The following is a 20,805-nucleotide window of genomic DNA, read 5'->3' as shown; positions in this document are numbered from 1 at the left end:
TCTCAATCAGCTCGCTGTTTTGCGAGGCGCTTTCAGGAAAAAGTTATTCTGCAAATAGTGTTACAGAGACTCGCTGAATACTTAAGCAATGTTAATTGATGAACAGCATATCGGCCCCATTGACGACACGCCCGGCAGCCGTGAAGTAAAGATTAACGGAGGAAAATGTCGCCTGCGGGTTCAGCATAGAGACAGTGAATTCATATAAATAAGTCGCCGCAGCGATAATTCATAGCCGGGTAGAGTGCATAAAATATATGCAAAAATGGGAAAATGAGGTTGACGACGCCCCCTGGCAGATATACTGTATATGCATACAGTAACCCACAGGCGAGATAGACTATGTTTACTTCAGCTCACGCAAATCGTTCACCACTGACTTCGGCTTCAGTACGTCGCCCTTCGCACAGCGTCGTCGAACATTCAGCCACTGGGCTGATTAGTGAAATCGTCTATCGCGAAGATCAACCCATGATGACGCAGCTTTTGCTGCTACCTTTATTACAGCAGCTTGGCCAGCAGTCGCGCTGGCAACTGTGGCTCACTCCGCAGCAAAAGCTGAGTAAAGAATGGGTACAGTCGTCCGGCCTTCCGCTTTCAAAAGTGATGCAGATTAACCAGATGTCGCCCTGCAATACTCTGGAATCGATGATTCGCGCTTTACGTACCGGGAATTATAGCGTGGTTATTGGCTGGCTGACGGATGAACTTACTGAACAAGAACATAAACGTCTGGCGCTCGCCGCAGAAGAAGGTCATGCGATGGGCTTTATCATGCGCCCGGTGAGAAATACAAGCCAGCCTGGGAGACAATTAAGTGGGCTAAAAATTCACTCAAATTTATATCATTGAGTGAAATTAGGATTAATCCTGGAATTTTTTTTGCCTCGTCAAAAACCATTCTCGTAAAGTGGTTAATTTCACAGAGATCCCGGTGTGGTGCGGTTTTGCGACTTTTCACCGCGTTCACAAATTAACCATATTTGTTAAATATTGTGTATACAACCCTTTTTTTTCATATGCCTGACCGAGTTCACACTTGTAAGTTTCTAACTAAGTTGTAGACTTTACATCGCCAGGGGTGATCGGCTTACGCTGCATGTATCAGCATAGTTAACAACGAGTCACGCCCCCGGTGAAGGATTTAACCGTGAGGTCTTATGTACCTTCATGGCGAATTTTGGATGATAATGAGGCGCAAAAAATGAAAAAGACAGCTATCGCGATTGCAGTGGCACTGGCTGGCTTCGCTACCGTAGCGCAGGCCGCTCCGAAAGATAACACTTGGTATGCAGGTGGTAAACTGGGTTGGTCCCAGTTCCATGACACCGGCTGGTACAACAGCAACCTGAATAACAATGGTCCGACCCACGAAAGCCAGCTGGGCGCTGGTGCGTTCGGTGGTTATCAGGTTAACCCGTACCTCGGTTTCGAAATGGGTTACGACTGGCTGGGCCGTATGCCTTACAAAGGCGACAACGTTAACGGCGCATTCAAAGCTCAGGGCGTTCAGCTGACCGCTAAACTGGGTTACCCGATCACTGACGATCTGGACATCTATACCCGTCTGGGCGGCATGGTATGGCGCGCTGACTCCAGCAACAACCGTATCGGTGACAACCATGACACCGGCGTTTCCCCAGTATTCGCTGGCGGCGTTGAGTGGGCAATGACCCGTGACATCGCTACCCGTCTGGAATACCAGTGGGTTAACAACATCGGCGACGCTGGCACTGTAGGCGTTCGTCCGGACAACGGCATGCTGAGCGTTGGTGTTTCCTACCGTTTCGGTCAGGAAGACAATGCACCGGTTGTAGCTCCGGCTCCGGCTCCGGCTCCGGAAGTCACCACCAAGACCTTCACCCTGAAGTCTGACGTACTGTTCAACTTCAACAAAGCAACTCTGAAACCAGAAGGTCAGCAGGCTCTGGATCAGTTGTACACCCAGCTGAGCAACATGGACCCGAAAGACGGTTCTGCAGTTGTTCTGGGTTACACCGACCGCATCGGTTCCGAGCAGTACAACCAGAAACTGTCTGAGAAACGTGCTCAGTCCGTTGTTGACTACCTCGTAGCTAAAGGCATCCCGGCTAACAAGATCTCTGCTCGCGGTATGGGCGAATCTGATCCGGTTACCGGCAACACCTGTGACAACGTGAAAGCTCGCGCTGCACTGATCGACTGCCTGGCTCCGGATCGTCGTGTTGCGATCGAAGTTAAAGGTTACAAAGACGTAGTAACTCAGCCGCAGGCTTAAGTTTCCTACGATAAAAAACCCCGCTGATGCGGGGTTTTTTTTGGCCTGATTTTGAGTTCAGAGGAAAATCTCAAGCAACGTTGGCCGCTACTTACTCTTTTCCTAAGAGCACCTGCAGATCGTGCTTCAGGCTCGACATCTTGCTGGCATATTTTTCTTTATGCTCGGCGTCTTCAATTAGCTGTACGATGGTTTCTGATAATGTCTTGCCTCGCCGTTGCGCAAGCCCGGCCAGGCGTTGCCAGACAACGAATTCCAGATCGATGGACTTTTTCCGCGTATGCTGATGCTCGGCGTTAAAATGACGCTTGCGTCGTGCGCGAATAGTCTGCTTCATCCGGTTAGCGAGCTCCGGATTCATATGCTGATCGATCCAGGTATTCACCAGAACAGGTTCATTTTCGAGCGTCAGCAAGACATCGACCGCGGCTTGCGCAGCGCTGGCTTCAATGTAGCGGGTAATCAACTCACCTTCCCGGTGCTTCTTTACCAGATATTTCCATTTCCAGCCGCTTTCAAGGTTTTCCAGTTGTTGATATTTCATTGCGATCTCAATGTGACCGTGTAACTCATTTCAGGATATCAGTTTTTTCTGGATGTGCTGAGAATAAATCATCTTTCGTGAAGTGGACGATTCCATTATCAGCGTGATAAACGCAATCCTCCGTGTGCGCAGACGCGGTATCAGGTATAATCGCTCGTTTTACATCTGACTAAAAAACAGCGACTTTGACCATTACGAAACTTACCCGAAACGACCTCGCTCCTGATACGGAAAGTTATCAGGCGCTGTTTACCCAGGTCAATCTCGCCGAGACAGAGGCATCCCTCGCCGGCGATCTACAACCCCGTTTATTTTATGCGCTGGAACAGCTTCTGATCACGCCAGCCATTTCATCATTTATGCTGGTAAAGGCGCCGGAAGAGCCGGAGTATCTGCATTGGGTAGCCGAAGCCGCGCGCAGCCTGCAGCAGTCCACGACAGCGCTATGCGGTGTACGCTATCAGGTCAACGGCGGCAACGTAACCATGTCGCCGGCACAAAGCGCGGAAGACAATTTTGCCAGCAACGGTCCGGTTGAATCCGCCGACTGGATTGAAGCGGAACAGCTCTTTGGTTGCGTACGCCAGTTTAACGGCGAAATTTCGCTGCAGCCGGGTCTGGTGCACCGCGCGAACGGCGGCGTCCTGTTGCTCTCCCTGCGTGCGCTACTGGCCCAGCCGCTGCTATGGATGCGCCTGAAGAACATGGTGACCCGTCAGCGCTTTGACTGGTTGTCCATTGATGAATCCCGCCCTCTTCCCGTTAGCATTCCTTCCATGCCGCTGAACCTGAGGATCATTCTGATCGGCGAGCGTGATGCGCTGGCTGACTTTCAGGAGATGGAACCGGAACTCGCGTCGCAGGCCATTTATAGCGAGTATGAAGATAACCTGCAGATAGCCGATGCCGACACCCTGAAACTCTGGTGCCAGTGGGTCTGGCAACATGCTCGTCAGCTTTCGCTGCCTGGGCCGGCGGCTGACGCATGGCCGCTGCTGATTGAAGAAGGCGTGCGCGACACCGGCGATCAGGAGACGCTTCCGCTTTCCCCTCTCTGGATTGGCCGTCAGCTGCGTGAAGCGGCAGCCTTCTGCGAAGGCGAATGGATTAGCGGCACGGAGATGCAAACTATGCTTGAGCGCCGTGAATGGCGTGAAGGCTATCTTGCCGAGCGAATGCGCGATGAAATTCTTCTCGATCAGATCATGATTGATACCGAAGGCGAATGCATCGGCCAAATCAATGCCCTGTCGGTAATCGAGTTTCCAGGACACCCGCGCGCCTTTGGCGAACCTTCGCGTATCAGCTGTGTAGTCCATATCGGCGACGGCGAATTTATTGACGTTGAGCGTAAAGCTGAACTGGGCGGTAATATTCACGCCAAAGGCATGATGATCATGCAGGCGTTTATTATGTCCGAGCTCGAACTTGAACAGCAGCTGCCATTTAGCGCTTCACTAACCTTCGAGCAGTCCTACAGTGAAGTGGATGGCGATAGCGCCTCAATGGCTGAGCTGTGCGCGCTTATCAGCGCGCTGGCCAATGTGCCGATCAACCAGAGTATTGCGATTACCGGCTCGGTCGATCAGTTCGGTCGCGTCCAGCCGGTCGGCGGACTGAACGAAAAGATTGAAGGTTTCTTCACCATCTGCCAGCAGCGCGGATTAACAGGCAAGCAAGGCGTTATTATTCCGTCTGCCAACGTCCGCCATCTGAGCCTGGCACAGGAGCTTCGCCAGGCGGTGGCTGACGAACAGTTCTTTATCTGGGCCATTGACGACGTTACCGAAGCCCTGCCGCTTCTCACCCAGCTGCAATGGGATGGTGAAGGACAAACGCTACGACAAACCATTCAGGAACGGATTGCGCAGGCGATGCAACAAGAGACTCGCCATCGTTTTCCATGGCCGCTACGCTGGTTAGGCGGATCAAATTCGAACTGATCGGACTTGTTCAGCTTACACGTGTTAGCTATCCTGCGTCCCGAACTCAAAATAAGGCTTACTGAAAACATGGTAGATAAACGCGAATCCTATACAAAAGAAGATCTTCTTGCCTCTGGTCGTGGTGAACTGTTTGGCGCGAAAGGCCCGCAACTGCCGGCGCCGAGCATGCTGATGATGGACCGCGTCGTCAAGATGACCGAAACCGGCGGCAACTACGACAAAGGTTACGTTGAAGCTGAGCTCGACATCAACCCAGACCTGTGGTTCTTCGGTTGTCACTTCATCGGCGACCCGGTAATGCCTGGCTGTCTGGGTCTGGACGCAATGTGGCAACTGGTAGGCTTCTATCTGGGCTGGCTGGGCGGCGAAGGTAAAGGCCGTGCGCTGGGCGTAGGCGAAGTGAAATTTACCGGTCAGATTCTGCCGACGGCGAAAAAAGTCACCTATCGTATCCACTTCAAACGCATCGTAAACCGTCGCCTGATCATGGGCCTGGCGGATGGCGAGGTGCTGGTTGATGGGCGTCTGATCTACTCTGCAACTGACCTGAAAGTCGGTCTGTTCCAGGATACTTCCGCGTTCTGATTTATCTACCGTACTTATCCTGAAGTACTAAAAGGTCCTGAAGTACAAAAGGCGAAGCCTTCGCAATGCGAAGGCTTCTTTTTTAAAGAGACAGTCAGGCAGTCTGCACCCTGTCCTCCATGGCTTCTCGCCAACCTCCTAGCCAATGGGACCTCTGATTAAGGGTCTGGTAGGGACACATTTCTTTCGATCTGCCGGTAATGCCGGCCTGATATCCACGCTGATGTGCCCGTTCCAGGCGATCTCGTTTTTGTCTCTTCATGCCTCGTTTCCCTCATTATTTGATCTGGTGGAAAAGAAAACAGTGGTCACTAAATATGCAACCACGTATAACCTTTACCGCGAAACGCAGGCAGCGTCAATGCGCAAAATTCACGCCAGTGTCATATTTGTGAGCTATATGAAAGTTCATTTGTACAAAAATCGTGAGCCAGCACAACTATCAACCTGATGCGGCAAATAAAAAAGCCGCGGCGATTTTTCAGGTCGCGGCGGCTTTAATTTTATTAATTTTACTTATGGCAGGCGGTTCAACTCACTCGCAATCGCGGTGGCTTCCTGGCTCCAGGCCTGCGCCAGGGTCTTAACCATCGCGTCATAGCCATCCTGCTGTTGCTTAAGTTCAATATTGAACGGACGCTTGATTAACTGCCCCTGATGCTTAAGCAGCCATTCACCGCTAACAATGACCCGGCCGTCGTAGCGGCCGTGGAAGCCGCTAACGGAGACATTAAGCGTATCCTGCTCGCTGCCTAACGGCTGCGATGCCACCACCCAACCCGGCAGTTGATTGCTCAGATTCGCCACCAGCGTGGTACGTAACTGCTGGTCCAGCGGGCTCGCCCACAGATTGTTATTAGCAATCACATACTGCACATCGGTAGTCTGATAAACCACGCCATTCCCGGCCAGATAATCAGGGATACTGACCTGCTCAACCCACAGCAAATTCTTGCTCTGGTTGACGGCGCTTTGCGCGCCGCTCTTTGCTACCGGTAATTGATAGTAAGTTTTACTCTCACCACCGCTGCTGCAGGCCGTCAGTACGCATACCGCTGCCGCTACTAACCACTTTTTCATTATTTCGCTCCCTTCGGCTGCGGATCTTTTTTATCCTTGGCCTCAAATACCAGCGCATTGCTCTTGTCGTTGAGGGTTTTCAGTACCGGCTGCAGTTCACGAAGCACCTGATCCAGTCGCTGCATATCCGCAACCATCTTATTGTAGGCCGCCGAGCCTGGCTGGAAGCCCTGCATACTGCGGTTCAACTCGCGCAACGTACTCTGCATATCAGCTGGAAGCTGCTGCATCGACTGGCTTGAAGTGATCTTATTCAAGTTGTCGAGCGTAGTCTGGACACGCTGCATGGTTTTCTGGCTCTGCGCCAGGGTACTGGTCGCCTGCTCCAGCAGCGGGTTAATCGGCAGATTGTTAATCTTATCGAGCGCATCCATCAGACGCTGCTGGATCTGTGCCAGACCGCCGCTGACGGTTGGAATGATCGGATAGCCGCCGAACTCCTGAATCTTGCCGCGCGGAGGCGCTTTCGGATAGAAGTCGAGATCGATATACAGCGCGCCGGTTACCAGGTTGCCGGTTTTCAGCGAAGCACGAAGCCCGCGGTTGATCAGATCGTCAATATGCGCGCGAATGTTCGGATCGCCGCCCAGTTGATTGATCAGACGTTCCGGCTCGATACGTATTTCAACCGGGATACGATAATCATCGTTCAGGCTCTGTTTCAAACCGGGGATAAAGAACGGCACTTTGCCGACGGTACCAAGACGAATACCGCGGAATTCAACCGGCGCCCCTGGCTGCAGACCACGCACCGAATCTTTAAAGAACAGGACGTAATCGATATGTTGGGTGAACACCGAATCCTGAATACTCTTCTGATCGTCAAACAGGTGGTATTCCGTTTTATTCGCCACCGGCTCGCCGAGATCAAGTCCTTCCGGAATGTCAAAGCTCACACCGCCGCCAAACAGCGTCGACAGCGATCCCATCTCGACGCGCATTCCCGCGGACGTGAGGTCAACCGCGATACCGCTATCTTTCCAGAAGCGAACGTTGGTCGTCACCAGACGGTCGTTCGGCGCATTGATAAACAGCTGATAGGTGATGCGGCGCTTCTGCGTATCAAAGGTACTGGTTTCAACCGAACCGACGCGATAGCCGCGGAACAGCACCGGATCACCAGGCGAGAGTTGCCCGGCTTTGCTACTTTCCAGCAGAACACGGATACCTTTGGCATCCGGTGAAGCCAATGGCGGCGAATCCAACAGCGGATACTGCGGCGCCACAGAACCTTCTTTACCTGGCTGCAATTCGATATAGGCGCCGGAAAGCAAGGTGCCGAGGCCGCTAATCCCCTCGCGCCCCACCTGCGGTTTCACCACCCAGAACACCGAGTCTTTATGCAGCAGCTTCTGCATCCCCGAGTTCAGACGCGCTTTAATTTCTACATGTTTCAGGTCATCAGTCAGGATAGCGCTTTCCACTACCCCGACATCAACGCTGCGGCTCTTGATACGCGTTTTACCCCCTTCAATGCCTTCGGCGTTGGTGGTGATAAGCGTCACCTCCGGCCCCTGGTGGCTGTAGTGGTAAAACAGTATCCATGCGCCGATGAGCACAGTCACAATCGGAAAGATCCAGACCGGTGACCAGTTCTTCACCTTCTGCACTTTCGCTTCTCCGCTCTTATTTTCCATGCTGTTGCATTTCCTCATGGCTTGGATCTGGTTCACGGTCCCACAATAGACGTGGGTCAAACATCATGGCCGAGAACATGGTCATAACAACGACCAGCGCGAACATCACCGCGCCTATCGCCGGATAGATATTCATCAAGCCTCCCATACGCACCAGCGCCGAGAGTACCGCGATGACAAAAACGTCGATCATTGACCAACGGCCAACAAATTCAACCACTTCATAAATCAGGTGCATACGCTCTGAATCACGCGCGCCGTTTCCGTTCGCACTCCAGCATAGCCAGCCGATAGCGATCATTTTTAACGTCGGCACCATGATACTGGCGATAAAGATAACCAGCGCGACCGGGTAAGAGCCCTCACTCCACAGCAGAACGACGCCCGCCATGATTGTCGACGGCATTTTATCGCCCAGCAGATCGGTAATCATAATCGGCAGAATATTGGCGGGTAAATAGAGCACAAATGACGTCAACAGCAGCGCCAGCGTCCACTGCAGGCTGTTTTTACGCCGCGGGGTACCTTTGGTGTGACAGCGTGGACACTCTTTCTCATCCGCTGGCAGCACCGCCGTACAGCACGAGCAGGAGCGTAACCCCTGGCGAAGCCCCGGCACGCCAGGGCGCAGCGGCTGCTTAATGACCGGCATTGGCGCAATGTCGTCCCACAGCCAGCGGCGATCGACGCACTGAAACGCCCGCAATTGCAGCAGGCAGAACAGACACCAGGGAACAAAGCTCAGCCCAACGCCGATATCACCATAGGCCATGAGTTTAACGAAGCTGACCAGCACCCCGGCGAGGAAAATCTCCGCCATCCCCCAGCTTTTGAGGTGAAACAAAATCCGCGCCAGAAACGCCTTCAAGCGTGAAGGCATATGAACGCGATTGACCAACAATAAGATGGTCACCAGACAAAACGCCGGGACCAGTTGGACAAAGAGTAAAAAGAACGTACCGAGGCTGGCGTAATCCTCGGTGAACAACACATTAGGTATTTCCAGCAGCTCAATTTCGCTGCTGATCCCGCCGACTTTCATATAAACAAAAGGAAACAGGTTCGCCAGCAGCAGCATGAACAGCGCCACCAGCGCATAGGCCGTGGGGCGCTGCCGCGGCGCGTCCCACGATGTGGTGAGCGTGGTGCCGCAGCGTGGGCATGCGGCTTTCTGGCGATGCTCCAGCGGCGGCAAAGCCACCAGCAGATCACATTGTGGGCACAATATGTGCCGCGCAGCATGATGATGATCGCACATGAACACTCCTCAGCTTAAGCGCCGTTTTTGAGTCCTTCGAGATATTCCCAGCGTTCAAAGGCCGCTTCCAGGGCCTGTTCCGCTTCCGCTAACTGCGCCAGCACCTGCTGGGTCTGGTCATGCGGCTGGCCGAAGAAAGAAGGATCGGCAACTTTTTCCTGCAGCGTCTGCAGTTGAGTTTCCAGATCTTCCAGCTTCTGCGGCAGCTGTTCCAGTTCGCGCTGCAGGTTATAGCTTAGTTTGCTGGCGGAGCGTTTGACACTTTCTGCTTTCGGTTGAGCGACTTCCGCCGGTTTTTTTACAATCGGCTGTTTATTCGCCAGCGACTGCGCTTGCTGTCCGCGCGCGTCGTGATAACCGCCGATATATTGGCCGATACGCCCGCCGCCCTCGAAGATCCAGCACTCGGTCACGGTGTTGTCAACAAATTGACGGTCGTGGCTCACCAGCATCACGGTGCCCTGGTAGCCATCGATCAGCTCTTCCAGCAGTTCCAGCGTTTCGACATCAAGGTCGTTAGTCGGTTCATCAAGAATCAATAAGTTACTGGGTTTCAGGAACAAGCGCGCGAGCAGCAGACGGTTACGCTCCCCGCCGGACAACGCGCGTACCGGGGTCATCGCCCGTTTTGGATGGAACAGGAAGTCCTGCAGATAGCCCAGCACGTGACGCGGCTTACCGTTAACCATCACCTCTTGTTTACCTTCCGCAAGGTTATCCATCACCGTGCGGTCCGGATCCAACTCCGCGCGGTGCTGATCGAAGTAGGCGACTTCCAGCTTGGTACCGACGTGGATACGCCCGCTATCGGCCTGCAACTGGCCGAGCATCAGCTTCAGCAGCGTGGTTTTACCGCAGCCGTTCGGGCCAATCAGCGCAATCTTGTCGCCACGCTGGATTTGCGCGGAGAAATCTTTGACCAGCACTTTGCCGTCAACCTGATAGTTGACGTTTTCCATCTCAAAGACGATTTTGCCGGAGCGAGAAGCCTCCTCGACCTGCATCTTCGCGCTGCCCATCACTTCACGGCGTTCGCCGCGCTCGCGACGCATCGCCTTCAGCGCGCGGACGCGCCCTTCGTTGCGGGTACGACGCGCTTTAATCCCCTGGCGGATCCACACCTCTTCCTGCGCCAGCTTGCGGTCGAATTCAGCATTCTGCAGCTCTTCGACGCGCAGCGCTTCTTCTTTATCCAGCAGATATTGATCGTAATTGCCCGGATAGGTCACCAGCTTGCCGCGATCGAGGTCGACAATGCGCGTTGCCATATTGCGGATAAAAGAACGGTCGTGCGAAATGAAGATAATGGTGCCTTTGAAGGATTTGAGGAACCCTTCCAGCCAGTCGATAGTTTCGATATCGAGGTGGTTAGTCGGTTCATCCAGCAACAATACGCGCGGCCCGCTAACCAGCGCGCGGCCCAGCGCAGCTTTACGCAGCCAGCCGCCGGACAGCGACGCCAGCGGCGCGTCGGCGTTAAGGCCAAGCTGCTCGATCACTTCGTTGATACGGCTATCTAACTGCCACAGCCCCAGGTTATCCAGCTGTTCCTGCAGGCGGGCCAGCTCATTTAAATTTTTATCGCTCGGATCGGTCATCACCTGATGCGAAACATCATGATAGGCCTTCAGATACGCCGCCTGTTCGGCGATCCCTTCCGCGACAAAATCGTACACCGTACCTGCGACATTACGCGGAGGATCCTGCTGCAGACGCGCAACGATCAGATCTTGTTCATAAATAATACGCCCATCGTCCAGACCCTGCTCGCGGTTGAGGATTTTCATCAGGGTCGATTTACCAGCGCCGTTACGCCCTACCAGGCAGACGCGTTCGTTATCTTCGATATGCAGTTCAGCATTATCCAGCAGCGGTGCATCGCTGAACGAAAGCCAGGCGCCGTGCATACTAATCAGTGACATTCTTTATTCCTTTCAGGCCGCGGTAATCAGCCAGCAGTTGTGGATCTGACGGTTGCGGGCAAAATCCTGCGACAGCGTTTTTTGCGAAATTTCTTGCGCCTTCAGGCCAAGTGCCGCCAGCCCGTCATGATCCATACGGAAACCGCGTTTGTTATTCGAGAACATAATCGTGCCGCCTTTACGCAGCAGACGTTTTAGATCGGTCATCAGACGGATATGATCGCGCTGCACATCAAAGGCATCTTCCATTCGTTTGGAGTTGGAGAAGGTCGGCGGATCGATAAAGATCAGATCGAACTGCTCGGTGCTTTCCCGCAGCCAACCCAGCACGTCCGCCTGCATCAGGCGATGCGCACGGCCGGTTAAACCATTGAGACGCAGGTTGCGTTCCGCCCATTCCAGATAGGTGCGTGACATATCGACAGTCGTAGTTGAGCGCGCGCCGCCCAGACCGGCGTGAACGCTGGCGCTGCCGGTATAGGAGAACAGGTTAAGGAAATCCTTACCCTTGCTCATCTGGCCGAGCATACGACGGGCGATACGGTGGTCAAGGAACAGACCGGTGTCGAGATAGTCGGTAAGGTTAACCCACAGACGCGCGTTATACTCCTGTACCTCGATAAAGTCGCCCTTCTCCGCCATCTTCTGGTACTGATTTTTACCCTTCTGCCGCTCGCGGGTCTTCAGCACCAGTTTATTCGGCGCAATCCCTAACACCGCGATAGTCGCGGCGATAATATCGAACAGACGCTGGCGCGCTTTGTGCGCATCGACGGTTTTCGGCGGCGCGTACTCCTGCACCACTACCCACTCGCCGTAGCGGTCGATAGCTACGTTATATTCCGGCAAATCGGCATCGTACAGGCGATAGCATTCAATGCCTTCCTGACGCGCCCACTTTTCAAACTTCTTCAGGTTTTTACGTAAGCGGTTGGCAAAATCTTCCGCCAGCATCGCCGGCTTGCCGCCTTCGCTTTCCGCCAGATGATAGTTCTTCTGTACGCAGTCCAGCGGGCCGTTTTTGGCTTTAAACTGTTTATCGGCACGCAGCTGCAGGCAGCTCAGCAATTCCGGCGAGGCGCTGAAGACCGACAGGTTCCAGCCGCCAAACTGGTTTTTCATAATCCGTCCCAGCAGGCTGTGCAGGGCAATCAGCGCCGGTTCGCTTTCCAGACGCTCGCCGTATGGCGGGTTACTGATAACGGTGCCATACGGGCCTTTCGGCAGCGGATTATTGAGCTGCGCTACGTCTTTTACTTCGAAATTGATAAGCTCGCCAATACCGGCGCGGCGGGCGTTGCGGCGCGCGCGTTCAATCACGCGCTCGTCGACGTCTGAGCCGTAGAAGCGCGATTCATAAGCGGCCAGCCCCTGGCGAGCGCGCGTTTGCGCCTCGGCTTTCACCTCTTTCCAGATAGCGTCATCGTGTTGCGCCCATCCGCCGAAGCCCCAGTGGCCGCGGTGCAGGCCCGGCGCGCGATCGGTCGCCAGCATCGCCGCTTCAATCAGCAACGTGCCGGAACCGCACATCGGATCGAGCAGCGGCGTTCCCGCCACCCAGCCGGAGCGCATGACGATTGCCGCCGCGAGGTTTTCTTTGATCGGCGCCATGCCGGTGCCATCACGGTAGCCGCGCAGATGCAGACCTTCGCCGCTTAGATCCAGTGAAATATGCGCCGTTTCTTTGTTCAGCCAGACGTTGATACGCAGATCGGGATTCTCACGATCGACATTCGGACGCGGCAGATTTTTACGCGTGAAGCTATCGACGATAGCGTCTTTGACTTTTAATGCGCCATACTGACTGTTGCGGATTTCCTCATTGAGGCCGCTAAAATGCACCGCAAAGGTGGCGTCAGTGGTAAAGATCTCCGTCCACGGAATCGATTGAACCCCCAGGTAGAGATCCAGATCGCTATACACGCTGCACTCGCCGAGCGGCAGCATGATGCGCGAGGCCAGCCGGCTCCACATCAGGCTTTGATACAGCAGGCGCGTATCTCCCTGAAAATGAACCCCGCCCTGGACGACCTGGCACGCCGTGGCGCCAAGTCCTTCCAGTTCAGTTTTTAACAGCTCTTCAAGACCACGAGCCGTGCTGGCAAACAGAGATTTCATATCGTCACTTTTACTTAAAGAAAATTGGTGCGCATTATAGCCAATATGTGCCCTATGTCATAAAGTTAAAGGCTTATTTTTGAACCCAGGGGCAGCGTATGGTAACGCTATCGAAACTTTTTATTCATCCCGTCAAATCCATGCGCGGAATTGGCGTCACCCATGCCTTTGCCGATATTAGCGGCATGGCCTTCGACCGCATCTTTATGCTGACCGAAACCGACGGTACGTTTATTACCGCACGCCAGTTTCCGCAGATGGTGAAATTCCTGCCTTCGCCGCTTCATGACGGCCTGCACTTGACCGCGCCGGATGGCAGCAGCGCGCTGGTGCGCTTTGATGATTTCGCTCCCCAGGGCGAGCCGACGGAGGTGTGGGGCAACCATTTCACCGCCTTAATCGCGCCAGCCGCCATCAACCAGTGGCTCAGCGGCTTCTTCAACCGCGACGTCCAACTGCGCTGGCTCGGGCCGCAGCTAACCCGGCGAGTAAAACGCCACGACGCGGTGCCGCTCTCCTTCGCCGATGGTTATCCCTACCTGCTCGCCAATGAAGCCTCGCTTCGCGATCTGCAGCAACGTTGCCCTGCCAGCGTAAGCATAGAACAGTTTCGCCCTAATCTGGTGGTCACCGGCGCCGCGGCGTGGGATGAAGATAGCTGGAAAGTCATTCGCATCGGCGAGGTGGTATTTGACGTCGCCAAACCCTGCAGCCGCTGCATTTTCACCACCGTCAGCCCGGAGCGTGGGCAAAAACATCCGTCCGGTGAGCCGCTGGAGACGTTAAAGCGTTTTCGTACCGCGCAGGATAATGGCGATGTCGATTTTGGCCAGAATCTGATCGCCCGCAACAGCGGCGTTATCCGCGTGGGTGATGAGGTGGAAGTGCTGACACGCGGCCCGGCGAAAGTCTATGGCGCTGGCGATAGCGACGATACGCTGGCGGCCGATGCGCAGCCAAAAGCGACGGTTGAGATTGAGTGGCAGGGGCAACAGTTTACCGGCAATAACCAGCAGGTACTGCTGGAGCAACTGGAACAACAGGGCATTCGTATCCCTTATTCCTGCCGCGCCGGGATCTGCGGCAGTTGTCGTATCCGCCTGGAAGAGGGTGAAGTGAGTCCGTTAAAGAAAAATGCGGTCGCCGCGGATGGCACCATTTTATGCTGCAGCTGCGTACCGAAAACCGCGCTGCGCCTGGCGCCTTAAACCGCCTGCCCCAGGCTGTAGCTGGCCGCGCTCTGCGCCGGCTGCAGTCTGTCGTTCATAATTTTAATCACATCGCCTAACTGCATCACCCGCCCTGCCAGAGTCAATCCCGGTTGCGCCAGCAGGCAAAGCGTGGCGTTTTCACCCGGTTCGACCACCAGCAAATTGACCTGCTCGCCGGTATCGCTGATCCACACGCTGGCGGCGTCGCCGCTGGTCGGCTGCCAGTTCTGCTGGTGAGTAGTGAAATGCCAGCTCTTCGGCATCTGCGGTTTCAGAAAACGGATCGCGGTTAAGGCATTTAATACTAATTCGGCACGCTGCTCTTTGTTTAATTCAATATCGCGGCATTTTTCTTCAAAAGAAAAATAGAGCGCCGCGTCATCGACGCAAAATCCCGACGGTGCGAAAGCGTCAGGCGTTAACATGCGCCGGGCGAAACGTGAGCGAAATAACATACCATTGGCCAGATCGAGCATCATGCGGTCATGCTCTTCGTCGTAATACCAACGCCAGTTATCGTCAGGTTTAATCCGCATTTCTACCCCCGTCCTCTTCCACTTCCTTCTGCAAAGCAATGGCATCCTGCTACAGAATAATTTCTAAAATTAAGAAAAGACTAAAATGTCTAAATAAGCAACAATGAAGGAATATAAAACAACCAGGGCCGGAAATAAAGCCCTGGGGAAGATTCAGAAGGGGAAAAGATTAGATGTGTGTAACAATTTCTTTAATCAGCGGTGGCCCTTTAAAAATAAACCCGGAATAAATCTGCACCAGTGTGGCGCCAGCAGCCAGCTTTTCACGAGCGGCAATCACCGAGTCAATACCGCCAACTCCGATAATGGGCAAACGATCATTTAATTCCGTGGCCAGCATACGAATAATCTCGGTGCTTTTTAATTGTAATGGACGACCACTCAACCCACCGGTTTCATCACAATGCTTCATCCCCTGGACCAGTGAACGATCGAGGGTGGTATTGGTAGCAATGACGCCATCAATATTATGGCGGACTAAGCTGTCGGCTACCTGGATCAATTCTTCGACAGAAAGATCCGGGGCGATCTTCACCGCCACAGGAACATATTTTTGATGTTTCTGTTGAAGTTCGAGCTGCTTATTTTTAATACCGCTGAGTAAATCATCCAGCGCTTCACCATATTGCAGAGTACGTAACCCTGGGGTATTCGGCGAGGAGATATTAATGGCGATATATCCAGCGTATGGATAGACTTTTTCCATACAAATCAGATAATCATCTTTACCCTGTTCAACCGGGGTATCTTTATTTTTACCGATATTAATCCCCAGCACGCCGTCAAAATGCGCTTTTTTCACATTCTCGACCAGGTTATCAACGCCGTGGTTATTAAAGCCCATGCGGTTGATCAAACCTTCGGCATCGACGAGACGGAAGATCCTCGGCTTGTCATTGCCCGGCTGCGGACGCGGAGTCACGGTACCAATTTCGATTGAGCCGAAGCCCATCGCACCGAGCGCATCAATGCACTCGCCGTTTTTATCAAGCCCGGCCGCCAGCCCCAGCGGATTCTTGAAAGTCAGCCCCATGCAGGTAACGGGTTTCGACGGTACTTTTTGTCGAACCAGCATTTCCAGCGGCGTGCCGGTGACGCGGCGTAATTGTTGGAAGGTTACTTCATGAGCGCGCTCAGGATCGAGCTGAAAAAGAGCTTTACGAACGAAGGGATAGTACATGAACTCTCCTGGATTCCCGGTGTGCAAACCGGGGGCGTATTATGTTCGATCCGCGCCCGAAAGGGAATTGACCTGCGACAAAAAATCACGCGTCCAACGCAAACGTTTACTTCTCTGCGGCCTGTTATGCGCATTTTGGCAATTTAACCCCGGAAAAATCATTTAGGGAAATAAACGCCCTCTGTCACACTGCCACAAAATGTTATCAATTATAGATAAATGCAAACATTTGGTTATAAGGAGAGAGTATGCGCGTTATTACACTCGCGGGCAGCCCCCGCTACCCTTCTCGCTCAAGCGCATTGCTGGAGTACACCAGAGAGAAACTTACCGCGGCCGACATCGAAGTCTATCACTGGCATTTACAGAATTTTGATCCCGAAGATCTGCTTTACGCCCGCTTCGATAACCCCGCGCTACATACCTTAAATGAACAACTGGCCGGCGCTGATGGCCTGATTATCGCCACCCCCGTCTATAAAGCCTCTTTTTCCGGCGCACTGAAGACGCTACTGGATTTGCTCCCCGAACGCGCTCTGGAAGGCAAAATTGTCCTGCCGCTGGCGACAGGCGGCACCATCGCCCATATGCTGGCGGTCGATTACGCCCTGAAGCCGGTGCTTAATGCTCTCAAAGCGCAGGAGATCCTCCATGGCGTATTCGCCGATGACAGCCAGGTCACCGATTATCAACATAAACCGCAGTTCACACCGAATCTGCAAAACCGTCTCGACCAGGCGCTGGAGACCTTCTGGCAGGCGCTGAATCGCCGCAACAGCCGCATCCCGGGGCTAAAGACGTTACAGGGGGTTGAGCATGCTTAATCCTCTGCGTGCCCTGACTCTCGGCGGGCTACTCGCGCTTTCCTTTATTACGCATGCGGCCCCGCAGGCGCCGGAAGCGTTACGCATCGGCTACCAGAAAGGCAGCGTCAGTATGGTGCTGGCGAAGAGCCATCAACTGCTGGAACAGCGCTACCCGCAAACTAAGATTTCGTGGGTCGAATTTCCTGCCGGGCCGCAAATGCTGGAAGCGCTGAACGTCGGCAGTATTGATATCGGCAGCACCGGCGATATCCCACCGATTTTCGCTCAGGCTGCCGGCGCCGATCTGGTCTATATCGGCGCTGAGCCTGCGAAACCGAAAGCGGAAGTGATTCTGGTCGCCGATAACAGCCCAATCAACAGCGTGGCTGAACTGAAAGGCCGTAAGGTGGCGTTCCAGAAAGGCTCCAGTTCGCACAATCTGCTGCTGCGCGCTCTGCAGCAGGCAGGGCTGAAATTCAGCGATATCCAGCCAGTGTATCTTGCCCCCGCCGATGCCCGCGCCGCTTTTCAGCAGGGTAATGTTGATGCCTGGGCTATCTGGGATCCCTATTACTCTGCGGCGCTGCTGCAAGGCGGGGTACGGGTACTGAAAGATGGTAGCGACCTGAAGCAAACCGGTTCGTTCTATCTTGCCGCCCGTCCTTATGCCGAAAAGAACGGCGCCTTTATCGAAGGGGTGCTGGCGACCTTTAGCCAGGCGGATGCCCTGACCATCAGCCATCGCCAGCAAAGTATTGCCCTGTTGGCTAAAACGATGGGGCTACCCGAAGCGGTGATTGCCAGCTATCTCGACCATCGTCCGCCAACTGCGATATCGCCGGTAAGCGCTGAAACGGCCGCTCGCCAACAGCAAACCGCCGATCTGTTCTATGAGAACAAGCTGGTACCGAAAAAAATCACTATTCAAAACCGTATCTGGCAGCCTGCCCCCGCACAAGGAGCGAAATCATGAGTCTGAATATGTTCTGGTTCTTACCCACCCACGGTGACGGCCGCTATCTGGGCACCGACGAAGGCGCGCGCCCGGTAGACTACAGCTATCTGCAGCAAATCGCCCAGGCCGCCGACCGCCTCGGCTTCACCGGCGTACTGATTCCCACCGGGCGCTCGTGCGAAGATGCCTGGCTGGTTGCCGCTTCAATGATCCCCGTCACCCAGCGGCTGAAGTTTCTTGTCGCGCTGCGCCCAAGCGTGGTCTCCCCCACCGTCGCCGCGCGCCAGGCGGCTACCCTTGACCGGCTCTCTAATGGCCGGGCATTGTTTAATCTGGTCACCGGCAGCGATCCGAATGAATTAGCTGGCGATGGGGTATTCCTCGACCACACCGAACGCTACGAAGCCTCCGCCGAGTTCACCCATATCTGGCGCAAACTGATGGAAGGTGAAACCGTGACTTTCCACGGCAAGCACCAGCACGTGCGCGGCGCGAAACTGCTCTTCCCACCGCAGCAGCAACCGCGACCGCCGCTCTACTTTGGCGGCTCCTCGGACGTTGCGCAGGATCTGGCCGCCGAACAGGTCGACCTCTACCTGACCTGGGGCGAACCGCCGGCGCAGGTGGCGGAAAAAATCGCCCAGGTGCGTGAGAAAGCCGCGCGCCTCGGCCGCAGCGTCCGCTTTGGTATTCGTTTACACGTCATCGTCCGCGAAACCAATGAAGAGGCATGGCAAGCGGCGGAGAGCTTAATCTCCCATCTGGATGACGAGACCATCGCCCGCGCGCAGGCCGCCTTCGCGCAAACCGATTCTGTTGGCCAACATCGCATGGCGGCGCTGCACAACGGCCGTCGCGACAAGCTGGAAATCAGCCCGAACCTGTGGGCCGGGGTCGGGCTGGCGCGCGGCGGCGCGGGTACCGCGCTGGTTGGCGATGCGGCAACCGTCGCTGAACGTATTAATGAATACGCTGAACTTGGCATCGACAGTTTTATCTTCTCCGGCTACCCGCACCTTGAGGAAGCCTGGCGAGTCGGCGAACTGCTGTTCCCACTGCTTGATGTCAACGTCCCGACGATCCCTCAGCCGCAAAACCTGCGTCTGCAGGGCGAAGCGGTAGCGAATGAATTTATCCCGCGTAAAGCGGCGCAAAGTTAGGGAGCGAACTATGGCAGCTTCTTCGCAGAAACTTCTGTTACGCCTCGCCCCCTGGTTTTTACCGGTGGGCACCGTGCTGATCTGGCAATTGGCGTCATCGGTAGGCTGGCTCTCAACCCGTATTCTCCCCTCTCCGGAGGGGGTATTGAAAGCCTTCTGGACGCTCTCGGCCAGCGGCGAACTGTGGCAACACCTGGCGATCAGTTCCTGGCGCGCCTTACTTGGCTTCGCCATTGGCGGCTCCATCGGCCTGACGCTCGGGCTCATTAGCGGGCTCTCGCGTTGGGGCGAACGCCTGCTGGATACGTCCATCCAGATGCTGCGCAATGTACCGCATCTGGCGCTAATCCCATTGGTGATTTTGTGGTTTGGTATTGACGAAAGCGCCAAAATATTTCTTGTCGCGCTGGGGACGATGTTTCCGATTTACATCAATACCTGGCACGGCATCCGCAATATCGATCGCGGTCTGGTGGAAATGGCGCGTAGCTATGGCTTATCAGGATTTGCCCTCTTTCGCCACGTGATCCTTCCCGGCGCCTTGCCCTCGATTATGGTCGGCATTCGCTTCGCCCTCGGATTGATGTGGCTGACGCTTATCGTCGCTGAGACCATCTCCGCGAATGCCGGAATCGGCTATCTGGCTATGAACGCCCGCGAGTTTCTGCAAACTGACGTGGTGGTGGTCGCCATAATTCTTTACGCCATTCTCGGCAAGCTCGCCGATTTTAGCGCGCAACTGCTGGAACGCGTCTGGCTACGCTGGAACCCGGCGTACCGTCTTCAGGAGGCTAACGCATGAATACTGCTCGTCTTAATCCCGGGATCCCGCTGTTACTCAATGGGGTCAGCAAACGCTACGGCGACAATGTCATTCTCAATGAGCTGGATTTACATATTCCTACCGGGCAATTTGTCGCGGTGGTCGGTCGCAGCGGCGGCGGTAAAAGCACCCTGTTGCGCCTGCTGGCCGGGCTGGAAAAACCCAACGGCGGCGAACTACTGGCAGGCGCGACGCCGCTTGCGCAGATTCAGGATGATACGCGTATGATGTTCCAGGACGCGCGGTTGCTGCCGTGGAAGACGGTTATCGACAACGTTGGACTTGGGCTGAAGGGCCAGTGGCGCGATGCCGCCCGCCAGGCGCTGGCCAGCGTCGGGCTGGAAGAGAGAGCCGATGAGTGGCCGGCGGCCCTCTCCGGCGGGCAAAAACAGCGTGTTGCGCTGGCCCGCGCGCTGATCCATCGCCCACGTCTGCTGCTGCTGGATGAACCGCTGGGAGCGCTTGACGCCCTCACCCGTCTGGAAATGCAGGAATTGATTGTTTCGCTCTGGCAAGAACACGGCTTTACCGTGTTGCTGGTAACTCATGATGTGAGTGAAGCGGTGGCGATGGCCGACCGGGTGCTGTTAATAGAAGAAAAGAAAATTGGCCTCGATTTGAGCGTGGATATTCCACGTCCGCGGCGGTTCGGCTCGGCGAAGCTGGCGGAACTGGAAGCGCAGGTACTCGATCGGGTGATGAAGCGCGGCGACAACGAGCGTGCGCCGCGTTTGTTTAGTCATGGCTAACTGACGTTCCCGGCCCGCGCTTCGCTCGGCCGGGCTAC

General features: G+C 54.8%; 18 protein-coding genes and 1 pseudogene. 10 read left to right on the top strand and 9 right to left on the bottom strand.

Annotation, left to right across the window (positions count from 1 at the left end; all coding sequences use genetic code 11):
• The first annotated feature begins 342 nt into the window (after positions 1 to 342).
• Together sulA and ompA are read left to right on the top strand one after the other, a co-directional pair.
• Positions 343 to 852 carry an SOS-induced cell division inhibitor SulA gene (sulA, locus tag ABLV08_RS07795; RefSeq protein WP_048228615.1) on the top strand — a complete coding sequence of 170 codons (510 nt, stop codon included), beginning with the start codon at positions 343 to 345 and terminating at the stop codon, positions 850 to 852.
• 352 nt (positions 853 to 1,204) lie between these two features.
• Entirely contained in the window at positions 1,205 to 2,257 is a 1,053-nt protein-coding gene (gene ompA / locus ABLV08_RS07790) for a porin OmpA (protein WP_015704908.1), read from the top strand.
• Positions 2,258 to 2,348: 91 nt separating this feature from the next.
• Here the strand turns inward: ompA and matP are convergent, their stop codons facing one another.
• On the bottom strand, positions 2,349 to 2,801 hold the full coding sequence (gene matP, locus ABLV08_RS07785; protein WP_015367432.1) for a macrodomain Ter protein MatP: 453 nt from the start codon (positions 2,799 to 2,801) through the stop codon (positions 2,349 to 2,351).
• A gap of 185 nt (positions 2,802 to 2,986) precedes the next feature.
• Between matP and ABLV08_RS07780 the strand changes: the two genes are divergently transcribed.
• A complete protein-coding gene (locus ABLV08_RS07780) occupies positions 2,987 to 4,744 on the top strand; it encodes a Lon protease family protein (protein WP_032714175.1) in 1,758 nt (585 codons plus the stop codon).
• Between the two features lie 69 nt (positions 4,745 to 4,813).
• Positions 4,814 to 5,332, top strand: a complete 519-nt coding sequence (gene fabA, locus ABLV08_RS07775; protein WP_015704907.1) for a bifunctional 3-hydroxydecanoyl-ACP dehydratase/trans-2-decenoyl-ACP isomerase — start codon at positions 4,814 to 4,816, stop codon at positions 5,330 to 5,332.
• Positions 5,333 to 5,426: 94 nt separating this feature from the next.
• Here fabA and rmf read toward each other — a convergent pair whose 3' ends face one another.
• The 6 genes from rmf to rlmKL form a co-directional block, all read right to left on the bottom strand.
• Positions 5,427 to 5,594, bottom strand: coding sequence for a ribosome modulation factor (gene rmf, locus ABLV08_RS07770; protein WP_015704906.1), 168 nt, complete (start codon positions 5,592 to 5,594; stop codon positions 5,427 to 5,429).
• A gap of 254 nt (positions 5,595 to 5,848) precedes the next feature.
• Positions 5,849 to 6,412 carry a membrane integrity-associated transporter subunit PqiC gene (gene pqiC, locus ABLV08_RS07765; protein ID WP_015367436.1) on the bottom strand — a complete coding sequence of 188 codons (564 nt, stop codon included), beginning with the start codon at positions 6,410 to 6,412 and terminating at the stop codon, positions 5,849 to 5,851.
• Entirely contained in the window at positions 6,412 to 8,049 is a 1,638-nt protein-coding gene (gene pqiB, locus ABLV08_RS07760) for an intermembrane transport protein PqiB (protein WP_015704905.1), read from the bottom strand. Before pqiB ends, pqiC begins: the two co-directional genes overlap by 1 nt.
• Positions 8,039 to 9,307 carry a membrane integrity-associated transporter subunit PqiA gene (gene pqiA / locus ABLV08_RS07755; RefSeq protein WP_032714173.1) on the bottom strand — a complete coding sequence of 423 codons (1,269 nt, stop codon included), beginning with the start codon at positions 9,305 to 9,307 and terminating at the stop codon, positions 8,039 to 8,041. The genes pqiB and pqiA overlap by 11 nt, the downstream gene beginning before the upstream one ends.
• Positions 9,308 to 9,321: 14 nt before the next feature.
• Positions 9,322 to 11,229, bottom strand: a complete 1,908-nt coding sequence (locus ABLV08_RS07750; protein ID WP_049051543.1) for an ABC transporter ATP-binding protein — start codon at positions 11,227 to 11,229, stop codon at positions 9,322 to 9,324.
• Between the two features lie 12 nt (positions 11,230 to 11,241).
• Positions 11,242 to 13,347 carry a bifunctional 23S rRNA (guanine(2069)-N(7))-methyltransferase RlmK/23S rRNA (guanine(2445)-N(2))-methyltransferase RlmL gene (gene rlmKL / locus ABLV08_RS07745; protein WP_020079245.1) on the bottom strand — a complete coding sequence of 702 codons (2,106 nt, stop codon included), beginning with the start codon at positions 13,345 to 13,347 and terminating at the stop codon, positions 11,242 to 11,244.
• Between the two features lie 98 nt (positions 13,348 to 13,445).
• Here rlmKL and ABLV08_RS07740 point away from each other — a divergent pair, with 98 nt between their 5' ends.
• Positions 13,446 to 14,555: a YcbX family protein gene (locus ABLV08_RS07740; RefSeq protein ID WP_020079246.1), complete on the top strand. Its 1,110-nt coding sequence runs from the start codon at positions 13,446 to 13,448 to the stop codon at positions 14,553 to 14,555.
• Here ABLV08_RS07740 and zapC read toward each other — a convergent pair.
• Complete coding sequence (zapC, locus tag ABLV08_RS07735) at positions 14,552 to 15,094, bottom strand: cell division protein ZapC (protein WP_015367442.1); 543 nt, start codon at positions 15,092 to 15,094, stop codon at positions 14,552 to 14,554. The genes ABLV08_RS07740 and zapC overlap by 4 nt on opposite strands.
• Positions 15,095 to 15,263: 169 nt before the next feature.
• A complete protein-coding gene (pyrD, locus tag ABLV08_RS07730; protein WP_015704900.1) occupies positions 15,264 to 16,274 on the bottom strand; it encodes a quinone-dependent dihydroorotate dehydrogenase in 1,011 nt (336 codons plus the stop codon).
• Positions 16,275 to 16,522: 248 nt separating this feature from the next.
• Here pyrD and ssuE point away from each other — a divergent pair, with 248 nt between their 5' ends.
• From ssuE to ssuB, 5 genes and pseudogenes are all read left to right on the top strand, one after another.
• Entirely contained in the window at positions 16,523 to 17,098 is a 576-nt protein-coding gene (ssuE, locus tag ABLV08_RS07725; RefSeq protein WP_015704899.1) for an NADPH-dependent FMN reductase, read from the top strand.
• Positions 17,091 to 18,090, top strand: a pseudogene (locus ABLV08_RS07720) (sulfonate ABC transporter substrate-binding protein). The gene ssuE and the pseudogene ABLV08_RS07720 overlap by 8 nt, the downstream one beginning before the upstream one ends.
• The gene (ssuD, locus tag ABLV08_RS07715; RefSeq protein WP_015367446.1) at positions 18,050 to 19,195 is read left to right on the top strand and encodes an FMNH2-dependent alkanesulfonate monooxygenase; all 1,146 of its coding nucleotides are present in this window, start codon (positions 18,050 to 18,052) and stop codon (positions 19,193 to 19,195) included. Before ABLV08_RS07720 ends, ssuD begins: the two are co-directional and overlap by 41 nt.
• Before the next feature lie 10 nt (positions 19,196 to 19,205).
• On the top strand, positions 19,206 to 19,997 hold the full coding sequence (gene ssuC / locus ABLV08_RS07710; RefSeq protein ID WP_015367447.1) for an aliphatic sulfonate ABC transporter permease SsuC: 792 nt from the start codon (positions 19,206 to 19,208) through the stop codon (positions 19,995 to 19,997).
• Positions 19,994 to 20,767, top strand: coding sequence for an aliphatic sulfonates ABC transporter ATP-binding protein (ssuB, locus tag ABLV08_RS07705; protein ID WP_032714171.1), 774 nt, complete (start codon positions 19,994 to 19,996; stop codon positions 20,765 to 20,767). The genes ssuC and ssuB overlap by 4 nt, the downstream gene beginning before the upstream one ends.
• Positions 20,768 to 20,805: the final 38 nt, after the last annotated feature.

It is taken from the genome of Klebsiella sp. CN_Kp088, from assembly GCF_040064335.1.
GTDB classification, from domain to species: Bacteria; Pseudomonadota; Gammaproteobacteria; order Enterobacterales; family Enterobacteriaceae; genus Klebsiella; species Klebsiella aerogenes.
The sequence above is the reverse complement of the archived record's forward strand: the minus strand, read 5'-3'. Positions and strand labels throughout refer to the sequence as shown.